15 protein-coding genes and 1 pseudogene are annotated in these 14,689 nt (G+C 35.7%); 11 read left to right on the top strand and 5 right to left on the bottom strand.

Going from position 1 to position 14,689, the window contains the following annotated elements:
- Positions 1–33 precede the first annotated feature (33 nt).
- The 4 genes from AST99_RS08180 (at position 34) to AST99_RS18575 (ending at position 2,299) form a co-directional block, all read left to right on the top strand.
- Positions 34–444 (top strand): MerC domain-containing protein, encoded by a 411-nt coding sequence (locus AST99_RS08180; protein ID WP_057781333.1) that lies wholly within the window; start codon positions 34–36, stop codon positions 442–444.
- Positions 434–1,099 (top strand): GTP cyclohydrolase I FolE, encoded by a 666-nt coding sequence (gene folE, locus AST99_RS08175; RefSeq protein ID WP_057781330.1) that lies wholly within the window; start codon positions 434–436, stop codon positions 1,097–1,099. Before AST99_RS08180 ends, folE begins: the two co-directional genes overlap by 11 nt.
- 160 nt (positions 1,100–1,259) lie before the next feature.
- Positions 1,260–2,162, top strand: a complete 903-nt coding sequence (locus AST99_RS08170) for a GTP-binding protein (RefSeq protein ID WP_057781327.1) — start codon at positions 1,260–1,262, stop codon at positions 2,160–2,162.
- 56 nt (positions 2,163–2,218) lie between these two features.
- Positions 2,219–2,299 carry a GTP-binding protein gene (locus AST99_RS18575; protein ID WP_198151438.1) on the top strand — a complete coding sequence of 27 codons (81 nt, stop codon included), beginning with the start codon at positions 2,219–2,221 and terminating at the stop codon, positions 2,297–2,299.
- A gap of 8 nt (positions 2,300–2,307) precedes the next feature.
- On the opposite strand, the gene AST99_RS08165 is transcribed toward AST99_RS18575, so the two are convergent.
- From AST99_RS08165 to AST99_RS08155, 3 genes are read right to left on the bottom strand one after another with little or no spacing between them, the layout of a single operon-like run.
- The gene (locus AST99_RS08165) at positions 2,308–3,246 is read right to left on the bottom strand and encodes a nucleoside hydrolase (protein WP_057781324.1); all 939 of its coding nucleotides are present in this window, start codon (positions 3,244–3,246) and stop codon (positions 2,308–2,310) included.
- A 33-nt stretch (positions 3,247–3,279) separates the two neighbouring features.
- Positions 3,280–6,300, bottom strand: a complete 3,021-nt coding sequence (locus AST99_RS08160) for a TonB-dependent receptor (protein ID WP_083495643.1) — start codon at positions 6,298–6,300, stop codon at positions 3,280–3,282.
- Between the two features lie 55 nt (positions 6,301–6,355).
- On the bottom strand, positions 6,356–6,985 hold the full coding sequence (locus tag AST99_RS08155; protein WP_057781322.1) for a DUF2064 domain-containing protein: 630 nt from the start codon (positions 6,983–6,985) through the stop codon (positions 6,356–6,358).
- An 880-nt stretch (positions 6,986–7,865) separates the two neighbouring features.
- On the opposite strand from AST99_RS08155, the gene AST99_RS08150 reads away from it, so the two are divergent.
- Positions 7,866–8,444, top strand: coding sequence for a tyrosine-protein phosphatase (locus AST99_RS08150; protein WP_083495639.1), 579 nt, complete (start codon positions 7,866–7,868; stop codon positions 8,442–8,444).
- A gap of 50 nt (positions 8,445–8,494) precedes the next feature.
- A complete protein-coding gene (locus tag AST99_RS08145; RefSeq protein ID WP_057781316.1) occupies positions 8,495–9,094 on the top strand; it encodes a DUF6642 family protein in 600 nt (199 codons plus the stop codon).
- A 395-nt stretch (positions 9,095–9,489) separates the two neighbouring features.
- On the opposite strand, the gene AST99_RS08140 is transcribed toward AST99_RS08145, so the two are convergent.
- Together AST99_RS08140 and AST99_RS08135 are read right to left on the bottom strand one after the other, a co-directional pair.
- Complete coding sequence (locus AST99_RS08140; protein WP_057781313.1) at positions 9,490–10,254, bottom strand: TIGR03915 family putative DNA repair protein; 765 nt, start codon at positions 10,252–10,254, stop codon at positions 9,490–9,492.
- Positions 10,255–10,260: 6 nt separating this feature from the next.
- A complete protein-coding gene (locus tag AST99_RS08135; RefSeq protein WP_057781310.1) occupies positions 10,261–11,523 on the bottom strand; it encodes a putative DNA modification/repair radical SAM protein in 1,263 nt (420 codons plus the stop codon).
- 159 nt (positions 11,524–11,682) lie between these two features.
- On the opposite strand from AST99_RS08135, the pseudogene AST99_RS18855 reads away from it, so the two are divergent.
- From AST99_RS18855 to AST99_RS08115, 5 genes and pseudogenes are all read left to right on the top strand, one after another.
- Positions 11,683–11,871 (top strand): annotated as a pseudogene (locus tag AST99_RS18855) (helix-turn-helix transcriptional regulator); the annotation flags it as partial.
- 39 nt (positions 11,872–11,910) lie between these two features.
- Positions 11,911–12,282 (top strand): LexA family protein, encoded by a 372-nt coding sequence (locus tag AST99_RS18850; protein ID WP_232301601.1) that lies wholly within the window; start codon positions 11,911–11,913, stop codon positions 12,280–12,282.
- A 415-nt stretch (positions 12,283–12,697) separates the two neighbouring features.
- Complete coding sequence (locus AST99_RS08125) at positions 12,698–13,042, top strand: hypothetical protein (protein WP_057781307.1); 345 nt, start codon at positions 12,698–12,700, stop codon at positions 13,040–13,042.
- A complete protein-coding gene (locus tag AST99_RS08120) occupies positions 13,021–14,166 on the top strand; it encodes an HTTM domain-containing protein (protein WP_057781304.1) in 1,146 nt (381 codons plus the stop codon). The genes AST99_RS08125 and AST99_RS08120 overlap by 22 nt, the downstream gene beginning before the upstream one ends.
- Positions 14,147–14,689 (top strand): ATP-grasp domain-containing protein (locus AST99_RS08115; protein ID WP_198151434.1); only part of this gene is annotated, 543 nt, incomplete at its 3' end. The genes AST99_RS08120 and AST99_RS08115, both read left to right, overlap by 20 nt.

Here is a 14,689-nt window from a genome sequence, read left to right as displayed (position 1 = left end):
TATATTTGCAACTAAGTTGTATTAAGATATTATATGATATTATTAAAAGAAAAACCAGATAGTGTAGGAGCTATAGCTAGTACGCTTTGCCTTATACATTGTATTGCAACCCCAGTTTTATTTATGGTACAAAGTTGTGCTTTGGATGGATGTCAAGCAGATGCGGTGCCAACTTGGTGGGGATTTATAGATTATGTGTTTTTAGTGATCGCGTTCTTTTCCATTTATCGCTCTACAAAAACTACTACTTTATATTGGATTAAACCAGCCTTTTGGTTAAGTTTTTTAATGTTACTTTTTGTGATATTAAATGAAAAAAACACTTGGTTTTATTTAAATGAAAATTATATTTATGTTCCCGCATTATCACTCATTGCGTTGCATTTATATAATAGAAAATACTGTACCTGTAACCAAGTTAAATGTTGTGCTTATGAAGGATAAAGAACATATCGAAGCCGTAGGAGATCATCACTTTTCTGCAAATATAAAAACGCCATTACGAGCTGATGCTTTTGAAAAGTCTGATGATGAAAAGATAGAAAATATACAGCATCATTTTAAAATGATAATGCAGGAGATGGGATTAGATGTCACAGACGATAGTTTGTCAGGCACGCCGTATCGTTTTGCAAAAATGTATATTAAAGAATTGTTTTACGGACTAAATCCTGCGAATAAACCAAAACTATCAACGTTTGATAATACGTATGGTTATAAGAAAATGCTTGTAGAACAGCATATTAATATCGATTCGTCTTGCGAGCATCATTTTTTACCTATTGTAGGACATGCACATATAGGATATATACCCACCAAAAAAGTGATTGGACTTTCAAAAATTAATCGTTTAGTCGATTATTATGCTCATCGTCCGCAGGTACAAGAACGTCTAGCAGTCCAAATTTTAAACGATTTACAAGATGTCTTAGAAACCAAAGATGTGATTATAATTATAAATGCAAAACATTTATGTGTATCCTCTCGAGGGATAAAAGACCAGAATAGTTATACCACAACTTTAGAGTATGGAGGATGTTTTTCTAAACGAGCAACCCGAAATGAATTTTTAAATATTGTGGGCGAACAAAAATTATAAGACCTTTTATAACTTATTTTTATATATCGTATTAAATATAAGATATCATGACATACAATCGGTAAAGATGCGGGGAAAGTATCACGGGAGATTTTATTGAGAAAATGAATTTCCTGAATAAAATTGAATTTTAATAATTAAAACACTTATATCCTAATTTATGGAAGCCATTATTACTGTAGTCGGTTTTTTAGGCGCTGGTAAAACCACCTTGTTAAAGTCCTTAATTAACAGTTATGTCGCTAAAGGTTGGAATCCATTTGTCATACTTAACGATTATGAGAATGCCAATATGGATGCCCAACAATTCATGGATCAAATGTCGCCACAATGCATTAAGCCTTTAAGCGGCAGTTGCATTTGTTGTAGTGGTATTATGGAACTTAGAAATACAGTAAATAATATACCTGAACGCAAACATGGGATTACTTTAATTGAAGCTAACGGAACATCTGATGCTTGTGCGTTAATGGAATTTTTAGGTGTTGGGCTCGATTCTCGCTTTTTACCACCCATACAAATTTCTGTGGTCGATGTTGAACATTGGCAACAACGTGGCGAACATAATGAGCTTGAAGCCAATCAGATTCAAGTATCTTCTCTATTGGTTTTAACACATCTTGATAAGGTTATTGATACTAGAAAAAGAGAAGTCATTTCACAATTACAACACCTAAACGCTACAGCTAAGATTATACCTATGGATGATTTGGACGTATTATTACTTCCAGAATTAATGCCTTCTAAGAATGCAGTGCAACAGTTAGACCATATAAAGGCACATTGGGCATCCTGCTCAGTCGATTTACCAAATTTACCGAACGCGACTTACATTCATACCTTATGTAACGCCTTGCCAAAACATCTGTTAAGAGTAAAAGGCTGTACCGTACTTGGCGACGATACGAATTACACTTATTTTGAACGGACTCCAAGTGGAGAAGTTCACATTAGGCCCTTTAACGGCGTACCTATAACGGGTTCTAAATTGCTCACTATTGGACCAGGGAGTGATCCTTCTGCTTTAGAGCAACTCATTACAGCAATGCTTTTAAAAGATTAAATTTTCATACTAAACATTAGTACAGTTATTTCCCAATTATAAAATAGATAGCATACATGAAAAAATTACCTGTAACCGTGTTAAGTGGTTTTTTAGGTGCTGGTAAAACCACACTATTTACTTCTGCTAGGTATTAGGGGCAGCTTTATTTCTGTAACAGTGTATTAATATGCCTCCAAAAATCACGTTTCATATTAACGACATCAATTTTTGTATAGATGTTAATATCCCGTTGCGTATTTTCTTTCGGTGTTTTAAAGGTTTCTAATGTAGTCCATTCCGGATAGATTAGAGCCTCTATAATGGCTACATCCCACATAATCCAAGTGGTTTTTTCAGGATCTTTTTTGGTCCACCAGCGGGTATATGTTTCCCAACGGTTCACCAAATAATCAGGCATATTACCTTTACCTTTTAGTTGTGTATCGACCGTAGTTTTCTTAAATACCAAATGCTGACTCGTGGTCGCCGTCATAACTCTTAAGTTTAGTTTAGGATGGTTTAAAAGGACATTAACGGCAAGGGTATCATTTCCTGAATTGAACTCTTTTTTATCATAGGTATTAGCTTTTGGATTGTGCCAAAACCCTAAATAGTTCACTTGAATTTTAGGAATGATGGTTTCATCTAAAAGTATCGCAGATGCCACATTCGTGCACGACCCTAAAATAACGAGCTGTAAGGTTTGTCCTGCCTTAAGTTGATGGGCTTTTTTAATGATAAAACGCGCTGCTTCAGAATCCTGAGGCTGATCTGGAGCCTTTAAGGCGTCGTTACTTCCTAAGGGTAATGGTATATCTGTTCTATTCATTAACGTCATAAGCCGTTCATTAATATGCTGACTTTCTACAACTGTGCTATCTGTAGCATAAGGAGAAGTATGAAACTGAGCCGAGGTAATCCCGAGCAGATTAAATTTAGGTTCGCCAACAGCACGCACAATAGCAAATAAATCGTCTACTTCATTGGCGGTATCCGCATCAATAATGATAGGGATTTTTTGAATATCTGATTGTGCTTTACTAATCTGAAGTGTTAATATAATAACACACAGTACACTGAATTTTAATAGTTTTATAAACATCTGATTTCTTTTTTTAACGTGATTAACGTCGTCTTAAAATAAATATCTAGCTCCAAACTGAAACTGTCTTGGTGGCGCTGCATTTCTTGCTACAATGCCACTTCCTGCAGGACCTTCTTGAATTTGATTACTTTGCGTGGCATTATTACTAAACCCACTTAGGTTTACGGTATTAAATACATTAAACACATCTGCGCGTAATTCTATGTGATGTCCTTCAGTCAATTTAAATTGGTACTGAATCGCAAAATCGAAAGTGTAGGACCAAGGCAATCGGTCACTATTTCGGCTTTCTCCTGGCGAGCGGTCACTGTTCCCGCTATAGTTTTCTCCAAACCCTGTGCCGTCTCCATTTAAATCTCGGGTTAGAAATTGTTCAAACTCACTTGATACAATACTGGTATTTGGAATTCTATTAATGGGTTGTCCGCTTTGCAATAACCCTGCAAGAGTAATTGCCAATCCTTTAGCAGGATATAGATTTCCAATCGCATTGATAAGATGTGTACGATCGTTTATTGACGGCCCAAATTCTTGATCGTAATTATTAGCATCCATCGCTCTAAAATTAATCCCTTCTGTATCGTTTTTAGACGAGGATAACGTATAATTTAGGCGATACCCAAAGATGCCGTCGCCACGATCTTGTTGGTAATTAAAACTTAAAGCTGTATAACGCGAACGTCCTTCACTTTCTGTTATAATCACGCTACGTGCGATTCCCGTAACCCGATGTCCATTAATCGTGGCACCGCTATTGTCTATAGGAATGGGTCTGGACAAATCTGCTTCGGCTGCTGTACGCACATCATTTTGTGTAAAATCTTCAGCTATAGGAAACTCTGCTGCAGCATTTAAATTACGGAGTCTGAATAGATCTCGACCTTCATTATGCACCAGATCGACATAAAATAAGCTGCTTTGATTGATTTGTAATTGATATCCCAAAGAAAACTGATGGGTATACGGATTTTTATACCCATTAGGATTTAGAATACGGCGCTCGTTACTAAATACACTTTCCCTTTGGTCTTGTAAACTTTCTCCAGAGGGCCCATTTAAATATGTTATGTTATCATCTTCCACAAAAGAAGCCGATAAATTGCCTTGAAAGGTTACCCGATCAATATTAGTGTCTGATGGCAGAATTCCTAAATCTATAAACTCTTGAATTTGCAATTTATAGTCGGCGCCATCTGTATTCTGTTGCAAGGCATCGCTATATAATGCATAATTTATTTTATCATAAAATACGCCATAACCTCCGCGAATACTCGCATGATCGCCTAATTTATAATTAAAATTAAATCGTGGAGCAATATTATTAACATCACCTTTAGTATTACCGCCTTTAGACAAGTTATCGTAATCGTAGCGCAAACCGTAGATGATTTTAAGTTTATCTGTAGCGCTCCATTCATCTTCTAAATACAACGAATAAATATTTTGTGTCGCTCCGAACGATTGCGGCCGAAGTTCGACATCATAAGAGGTTACAGTAGCATCCGACGGAATATCAGTAATACTTATATTGCTCCCCAAATTCGCATTGCTTAAGTCGTTTAATTGGTCTTGAGTTAACCGTACGGTATAATTGCCGTTAGGATTTCCTCCGCCTGTAAGTCTATGTTTTCCTGAAATCAGACCTAAACCTGCTTTAAGAGTATGTGGCCCCATGTAGAATTTTCCTTTTTGTTGAAACTGAAACGTGTTTTCTAATTCATCGAAATCGAAACCAGGCCGACCAATAATTGCAATGGCTGACGAGGCTGGATCTAATAGGGTAACACGTGGACTATCAGAATCTATCGGTCGGCTATAATCCCATCTAAAACGTGAATATTGCACGTTACTTTGTAAACTGTAAGTATCTCCTATAAAATCATTTTTAAACGCTAGGTTTAGCGAGTTGCGATCTTGAAAATTTCCTGCAGAAGGAAAAAGCACACCACCTTCTAATCCGCCACCTTGTCGTTCAATAGTAACTAATCCAATATTAGCACGTAGCGAACTTCTAAAGCGTTTAGACCAGTTCTGGTCTATTTTTGCAGAGAGGTAGGTGAAATTATTATTTCCTCTAACGGTTTCATTTACATTTAATTGCTCCGAATTAAGAAGGTTATCCTTTAAGTCTCGAGTATACTCTGCATTTACAAAAAAGAAGGTTTTATCTTTAACTATAGGACCGCCAATGGCAAACCCTTGTTGGTACCGTTGAAAGCCATCTTGCACTTGATTTCCGGATAAATCCCGTTGTGCAAAAGCAGAACTCGCATCAATCACTGCACCTGGACGTGTAACAAAAAAGACTTCGCCTTCAATCGTATTTCCACCAGATTTGGTGGTGACGTTAATTACTCCGTTATTCGATAGGCCAAACTCTGCAGAATAGTTGTTGGTGAGTACCGTAATATCTTTAGTAAACCCAACAGGAATCGCGAATTTTTGTCCACCTAAAAAGCGTTCGTTATTATCTAACCCATCAATAAGATAGGAGGTATATAATCCATTTCCACCATTAATACTCACGTTAGGTGATTCTGGAAAAAAGCCTGTCGCTTGTGAAACATTGGGCAATCTAAATAACGCTCGCGTGATATCGCGACCTTCAACTGGTAAAGCTTTAAGTTCTGCTTCTTTGAGTTCAAAAGAGACCTCTGCCGACTTGGTATTAATACGTGCGCCAGACACTGAAGAGATAACGATTTCATCTAAGTTTTCAGTCACCGAAGCTGCCGGAACTAAAAACAATTGCACACTGAGTTCTTGGTTAGAACGTACATCTAAACCCTCTGACACTTGTGGAGCATACATGTCATTTCCATCAAAAACAACTTGATAGCCATTCACTACCGGGATAGAATTGAAGAATACTGTCCCAGAAGTATTGGTTGTTTTATGGACCTCGTAAGCCATATTGGTATTGACTAAGCTTACGGTGATATTTGTAAGTGGCCGATTAGTGTTAAAATCTATTACAGATACCACCACATCTTCTTGTGCATACAGCACAGTAAAGCATAGCATACATGCTATTCCTAAAAATTTTTTCATAAGTGTTGTTGAACGCATCCGAAGATGCTATTGATACATTACATTAAAACAAAGTTTAAAGCATTGTAACAGGAGATCCTTTGTTGTAAAATATTGTAGTGGAGGCTTTTAATGTACCAATTTGCAAATATTGCAATGTAGGCTTTTCACTAATTAAAAGCGCTTGCAAACACACCAAGATACTTTTATAAGCCGTTCCCAATTGGGCAAGTATCTTTGTAATAGCAGAGTGTTGATCTAAATCGTAAAATGCCGGCAGACAATGTATGCCGTGTGTGTTTTTGGATGCTGTCTGAGCCGTTGAAAGAAAACAATGAACTTGTCTGAAAACTTTATTAGTTTGCCAGTCGACTGCCTTAAATGAATTGACGTCAAATTGGTGTTTAGACAAGGCCAATAGATAAAATCCGCCATCTATACTTGGTCCGATGGTAATTTGATGCTGTTGCAATCTTTGATGAGCCTCTGTAATATGCTTAGAGGTTAATTGAGGCGTATCGTTTCCAATGGTTATGACATGATGGTATCCCATATTAAACACTGTTGCGATGGCATGTGTAAATCGCTCACCAAAAGTATTCCCTTGCTGTTGGTGTTCAGTAAATAAGATACAATCTAAACCTGTAGATTTTGCTTTTTTAAGACTGCTTGTCGTGAGCTGTTTAGAAAGCTGATCAGAATCCATAAACCGCTTGTGCTTTCTGTCCTCTTCTGGAGAAAGCGCAAATACAAGTACGGCGGTAGTGCTATGGTTTATAATGATTTCTGATTTTAATACACGGTTCGTCGTAAAAATATATAAATCACAACATTAAATCTTAAAAAATTAAGTTGATGATATGATTTCTTTTTCAGTTTAATGAACACGTTTATTATTAGTGTGTTGATTTTAAAGAATTTATACTAGGAGGGAAGTGACCATAATTATTTGTCTATTAAGAATTTTAAATGGTGTTGGAATATTTCTTGAACTCATAAGACGTTATTTATATGGTCTTCGAAGCGCTTGTGCTGAGCCGAAGTAGAGTCGAGAAGCATTCAAAAGAGTTCAATAATTAATAAGTTCTTAATGTTTAAATAGTTGTCATGCTGAAAACATTCTAAAAATATATTCAACGTATTCTTGTTCTCGACTCCGCTCGAACACCCTGTAAAACTCAAGGTTCTATTAGTATGGTCTTCGAGCGGAGTCGAGAAGCTAATATATCACTTCAAAATAAATCATACTAATAATGAGTAATCTCGTTCTCGACAAACTTCGTTTGCTAGTTTCGATAGAATCTTACTATTCTTCCTCACTAATGCTCGAACACCTTGAAAAGCTAAAGGTTTTATTAGTATGGTCTTCGAGCGGAGTCGAGAAGTTTAAATTATAATTTATTACTAATAAGTTTATAAGGTTTTAATAAACATCGAACTTAAACATACTAAAATGCTATTGTAGTATAATACTTGTTCTCGACAAACTTCGTTTGCTAGTTTCGATAGAATCTTACTATTCTTCCTCACTAATGCTCGAACACCTTTGATTTTTTTATCTTTGCAAAAGCTACACATATACTCCTATGCAAACATCCTTAAAACACCCTTTATTACACTTTTTTTCATTCCTATGTTTTGTTTTATGCTCAACTCATTTGCAAGCGCAAGCGTTATCTTTTAAGCAAATAGAAGCTTCGAATTTTCATAATTTATACAAGCTTAATCCTAATTTATACCGTTCGGAACAGCCTTCTAAAAAAGGAATGCAAGATCTGCAAGCGATGAGAATTAAATCGGTTGTAAATCTCAGACGAAAACATACAGATGAAAACAAACTTAAAGACCTGGATTTAGATTTGTATAATCTACCGTTAAAAGCAGGGACATTAGATGTCGATGATATTTTTAATGCACTACAAACGATTCAAGAAGCAGAAAAGCCTGTACTCGTTCATTGTTGGCATGGATCAGATCGTACAGGAGCTGTAGTTGCGGCGTCTCGCATGGTTTTTGAAGATTGGAGTAAAGAACAAGCTATAGCCGAGTTTACAGATTCACGTTTTGGATATCATAAAAAGATGTATCCTAATTTAATTCCGTTATTAGAATCTTTAGATATTGAATTGCTTAAAGAAAAGTTAGCCAAAAACGTCAAAGATTAAAAGTCTTGTTATAATTTTGTATTTCATTTAGCTTAGATAAATTCAATAATGTGTTAGAACAACAGCCGAAACATTCTCCAAACACAGTAACCGATTCAGAGTATTTCATTTACTGCTTAGAAGGGGTTCCCGATATAGATACTGATACCGTTACCAAAGCGCAAGAGAGCTTAGAACATTTGGTTCAAAAATTTGGCATAGCAAGTATCTATAAAACCTGCGATACCATAGAAGGGCTAGAGGAGAGCTTAAATAGTTTGGTTTTAGACGATCATCATTTTACGGATTATGAAATCATCTACTTGGTAATGTCGGGAGCAAATAACACGATTTGTTTAAACGATTACCATTATAGTCTACAAGAAGTAGCCGAAATTTTTGAAGGGCGTTTACAAGGCAAAATTTTACATTTTTCTAACGCTAAAATTCTTGATTTAGATGAAGAAGACGCACAATATTTTTTAGATATCACAGGAGCAAGAGGTGTTTCTGGTTATGGTAATTTTTATAATGGCATAGATAGCTTAAACTTGGATCAAGTGTTCTTCAATTTATTTAATGAAGACGATGATATGCTAGAGGTTGTAGAGGAGTTACATCAAAAACATTATGCGCTTTGTAAATTACTTGATTTTAGATTGTATTATTAATGATGTTTTTATTGTTCTCGACTTCGCTCGAACACCTAGATCAACATGTTATTAGTTATGGTTTTCGAGAAGCTTGTGCTGAGTGGAGTCGAAGTAGAGTCGAGAAGTTTAAATTTTGATTTATTACTAGTAAGTTTATAAGGTTTTAATAAACATCACACTTAAACATAATAAAATCTATTGTAGTAATTCTAGTTCTCGACTTCGCTCGAACACCCTTGTTAAGCTCAAGATGTTAGTAGTATGGTCTTCGAGCGGAGTCGAGAAGTTTAAATTATAATTTATTACCAACAAGTTTATAAGGTTTTAATAAACATCGTACTTAAACATACTAAATGCTATTGTAGTATAATCCTAGTTCTCGACTCCGCTCGAACACCCTGTAAAACATACTACTACTGTTTTTCGCTTAAATATTTCCAATAACGTTTAGGCACGTGTTGTATATGCAGTTTCATATTTTTTCTAGACTTGATGTTTGTACTTTTAAAGTAGTCGTTCCATAATTGCTGAAATTCTAATTCTATCGCTGCAAATAGGTTTGGATCTGTTTTAGAGGGATCGAAGTCGTCTCCAAAATCTAGCGTAATTAACTCCACGTTTTCTAAATCGTAATAGATGCCGTACTTCCGTTTTAAATCGTAAATCAGCCATTTTTGGTCGGCATAGCGCCTTTCGAAATGATTTTTTATAAGTGGTAACACATTAAAATCAGGTTCTATATTGGCAAAGTAAATCCCGTCTTTGGTGAGTTTAAAGCGCACAAAGGCTTCCATCCGGTGTTTTTCGCGTCCTACATTTTTTGTGAGTTTAGAGACTTCAAGGATATGTGGATTGGTATAATCTGAAGCCACATTGGTTTTAGATGCAAACACATATAAAATAGCCTGATATAAAGTGTGTTCTACGCTCGGTTTTTCACTTAGAAACGCATAATACAAACGGCGTAATTCATTAGACGACATTTTGGTTTTTAAGCCCTTCCACACCCGATTTGCCTTCTCCTGATCGGTGTACACGGTTTCAGTTGTACCAAATAAAGGCTGCTGAAACTGTTGTTGGTTGACAATAACAACTGCTTTCAGTTTCATCTCGTATGCCGTAAAAACAGCCGTTAAAAAACCATCAAATGTGCCATCGTAAATCAGTGTAGTTTCCATAAGGTGTTATCCAAACAGGTTTAGTTGGTTACTCAACATGTCGGTATATTTACTTTTGGAGTTTTGCAGAATTAACCCTTTAATTTTTTCAGCCGTTAAATCTCGACTTTCAAATTGGTTAGATGCACAAATCATAAAGTATTTTGCCCGATTTAAGGACACACCAATCGCTTTTAAATGTTCCCAATTGAGTTGTCTATAGCGTCTGGCATTTAATATTTTAAACACCGATTTCATTCCTAAGCCCGGAATTCTGGCCAACATACGTTTATCGGCTTTATTCACATCTACCGGGAACTCATGTAAATTCCGTAGCGCCCAACCTAATTTTGGATCAATATCTAAATCTAAATGCTGATGATCTACATTTAATATTTCTTCAATATTAAAACCATAAAATCGCAATAACCAATCGGTCTGATATAATCTATTTTCGCGTAACATGGGCACTGGTGTACCGATTTGTGGTAATCGCGTATCGTAACTAATAGGGACGTAGCCTGAATAATACACCCGTTTTAAATTAAAATTCTTATAAAAGTAATTGGAGGTGTACATGATTTGCATGTCGTTTTCGCCACTAGCGCCCACAATCATCTGTGTGCTTTGTCCGCCAGGCGCATATTTGGGAGTGCTTTTAATCAGTTTTTTTTCACTTTTATATTGAATGATTTCATTTTTCACCTTTTCCATAGGTTTAATAAAATCGGCTCTATTTTTCTCCGGAGCCAATAATTTTAAACCTTCTTTTGTCGGAATTTCAATATTTACACTCAATCGGTCTGCATATAATCCCGCTTCACGCATCAGTTCGTCACTAGCACCTGGAATAGATTTTAAATGAATATACCCATTAAAGTTTTCTTCTAGTCTTAACTTTTTGGCCACAGATACCAAGCGTTCCATGGTATAATCGGCACTCTTAAAGATACCAGAACTCAGGAATAGGCCTTCAATATAATTTCGTCTGTAGAAGTTTATAGTTAAATCTACGACCTCTTGTACCTGAAATGCGGCCCGTTTAATGTCGTTACTTTTACGAGTGACACAATACGCACAGTCGAATATACAATGGTTAGTAAGCAGTATTTTTAATAAGGATACACATCGGCCATCCTCGGTATAGGTATGGCAAATTCCAGAATTTGAAGCATTACCTAATCCCTTATTCGTATTGGTTCTATTACTTCCGCTAGAAGAGCAAGACACATCGTATTTAGCAGCATCTGCAAGAATATTTAGTTTTTCCTGTACCCGTTCAAAAGACATTCTTAAGTGTTTAAGTTTAAGCCGTAAAGATACAATCTAATCTTATAAAAAAGGGGTGATGTTAATAAAAAAGCTCAAAATAGTAATAAAAAGTATCTCATAATATGATATACTATTATGAATTCATTATATTTGTAGTTGAATATCAATAGATTAAATATGAATCGTATTAAAGCCGTTTTAGAAGACAAAGGCATCAAACAAACTTGGTTGGCAGAAAAGCTAAATAAAAGCTATAATATGGTGAATGCTTATGTGCAAAATAGGAGGCAACCCAGTATTGAGATGTTGTACGAGATTGCTCATATTCTGAATGTTGAAGCCCGAGACTTATTAGATGTTAATAAGGACGTTTACAATAATACCGGAGAAAGTGATACTGTTGAAATTCCTTTAATAGGTGCTGTCGCCTGTGGATTACCTGTTTTTGCAGAAGCCCATATAGAAGCTAAAATTCCAATTTCTACACAATTGGTTAAAAACGCTGCAGACTATTTTTTACTACGAGCTGCTGGAGATTCCATGAATACCAAAGGCATTGATAGTGGCGATTTATTATTAATTAAACGACAGTATACTGCTGAAACTGGCGATTTGGTTTTAGCCTTATTAGATGATGATGCCACGGTAAAAGAATTTGTACGCAATGGCAGTACAATAGTCTTAAAACCGCATTCTACAAATCCGAAACATCAGCCTATTATTTTAACAACCGACTTTAAAGTACAAGGTGTGGTGGCGCATGTGATTAAGTTGTAAATCAACGTTTTTGATGTTTTTAAAACAGTCAATCTGTTTCTTAAACTTAGCTCATACTTTTAATCGGCTAGAGTTTATTTTATTCATGATTATATCTTAAAGATTGAATTTTAATGTTGTCATCAAATAACTTAATATCAGTTGGTCATTGCTAATGTGAAGTCTTTCTTCATATTTCAAACTTCAATTTAGTTCCTTCATTTTACATTTTTTTTAAGTGTTTTATATCTAGAGATTTACCTTTAGCACAATTTTCTTCTTCTATACCCTTTGAAAGGTTTTTACAGTATTTGTGTGTTGAAAATCAATATTTTAACGAAATAAATTCGCGTTACATCGATTATTTTAACAAATCTCTAACATTATTTTCTTATTTGCTTAAATTCAGATACTTACTGACCAAAATTACATCTGAATGAAATTTAAGTATGCCCTTGGAATCGGCTTTCTACTATTACAAGTAGGATCTATTGGATATGCCCGATTTATCCCCGAGCGTTATTTTTGCTGGGCGCCTTACGATGAGCATACGTATTATGATATTTCCGTAAAAGTCAATGGTCAGTTACTATCTAAAAAAGACACAGAACAAAGGTACCACTACCAAGCAGTTGGGTGGGAACCGCGAGCAATAGATAATGTTTTTAGTGTAATACGACAGTACGAGACAAGCCATAGCAAAGACGAGCATGCTAAAGTACAAGTCCTTTACCGTACTAATGGTCATGACGAAAAGATATGGAGTTTTCCAAAACAATAAATACGTTTACAACATCGGTGTATTTTCCTCTGCGTGTTACAGATACCGCCATGCTGCCTAATATTCTATTATTATGTAAGCTTGGCTTTATCATGCTTTGCTTATACGGTTTCGTGGGTAAAATTGATGATCCGTATATTCCATTCTTAACAGTATTCGAGCATTTTCAACACATTCCCAAAGTGTATAAAGTCGTAACCCAAAACCTATTTATTACGGCTGGCATCTTGTTATTATTTAATGTAAGGGTAAGAACTATGGCTTTGCTGTTGGGACTAACCGTTATATTGGTTTTACTGTCTTCTAAACCTGTATTTAGAAATCATCTGTTTATTTTAGGCTGTTTTTTCTTTTTAGCCGGCTTGTCAGATAGCAAGCACGATCCTTGGTTACTCTATATTCAATTTGCACTAATTTATATTGGTGCGGTGATTAATAAAGCGCCTCAAGCAGATTGGTGGTCGGGACAATTTATGGATAATTGGTTACGGTATGCGCGGGAAAATCAGACTTATATTACCATAGCTTCTTGGCTGCCAGATTTTATGTTTGCCAAGCTTTTATCTTGGAGTTCTATGTGTATTGAATTAACCATAGCCGTTCTTATATTAAATAAGAGTACACAACGCATTGCTGTATGGGCCATTCTTATTTTTCATACGTTACTGTATACGCTAACCCTTCATCGTTTCGGACATTTTTATGAAGACATTGTCTTAGGATTACTCATCTTTTTAGATTGGCCGAAAGACAAACTTTTGGTGGCTATAGATGAACACAGATTTAAAGGCTTAAAAAAACTCATGGTTCGTCTCAATTTTAATACACACATTATTTATAGCTCCATCACCCCCAAATTAGACACGCATTGGTTAGAAATACGCACGCCCGAAACCGTTACATACAATTGGAGCGGCCTTCGGACATATTTAAAATACAGTAGTAACTTCTACATTCTTCTGTTTGGGTTAGATTTTTTTACCAGTTACACCGTGCGCCTACTTTTTAATAATGAAATTATGCAATTCACACAGGTTGTGATAACGTGGGCGGGACTGTTGTTTTTTATCCCCTTGTTATGCAACCTATTAAAACGAAAAAAATATGAGGAATACACAGGGTAAGACATCAGTATTAATTCCAGATGGAGAAAACCTCTTAACATTATCTGTTATTAATTGCTTGGCAGCAACAAAACGGTACAAGATTTATGTCATGTCGACTTTAGAATATACGCCAACACGGTTTTCTAGGCATGTGCATCACTTTTCATATGTGTCCAAACCTAAAACTGCAGAGGCTTGGATGACTATTATTGATAGCGAGGTAGATACTTACGACATAGATTTTATAATGCCCGTTTCAGAACCTGGCATTCGCAAACTTATCGCGAACAAACATCTATTAAAAGCATCTGAAAAATTAATGTTGGTTACAGACCTCTCAACTTTTGATACCGCTAACAATAAAGCCTTATTGTCGGAACATTTACAGGCGTTTAATATTCCGCATCCTAAATCGTGTTTGGTCTCTAATTTATCAGAATTAGATACTGTAAAGGCTTTACATTTTCCTATAATAAGTAAACCCACAGTCGGATTTGGAGGCGGTAAGCATATTCATATATTTAAAGATATGGCGGCTTTT

Source organism: Formosa algae (assembly GCF_001439665.1).
Lineage (GTDB): Bacteria > Bacteroidota > Bacteroidia > Flavobacteriales > Flavobacteriaceae > Formosa > Formosa algae.
The sequence above is the reverse complement of the archived record's forward strand: the minus strand, read 5'-3'. Positions and strand labels throughout refer to the sequence as shown.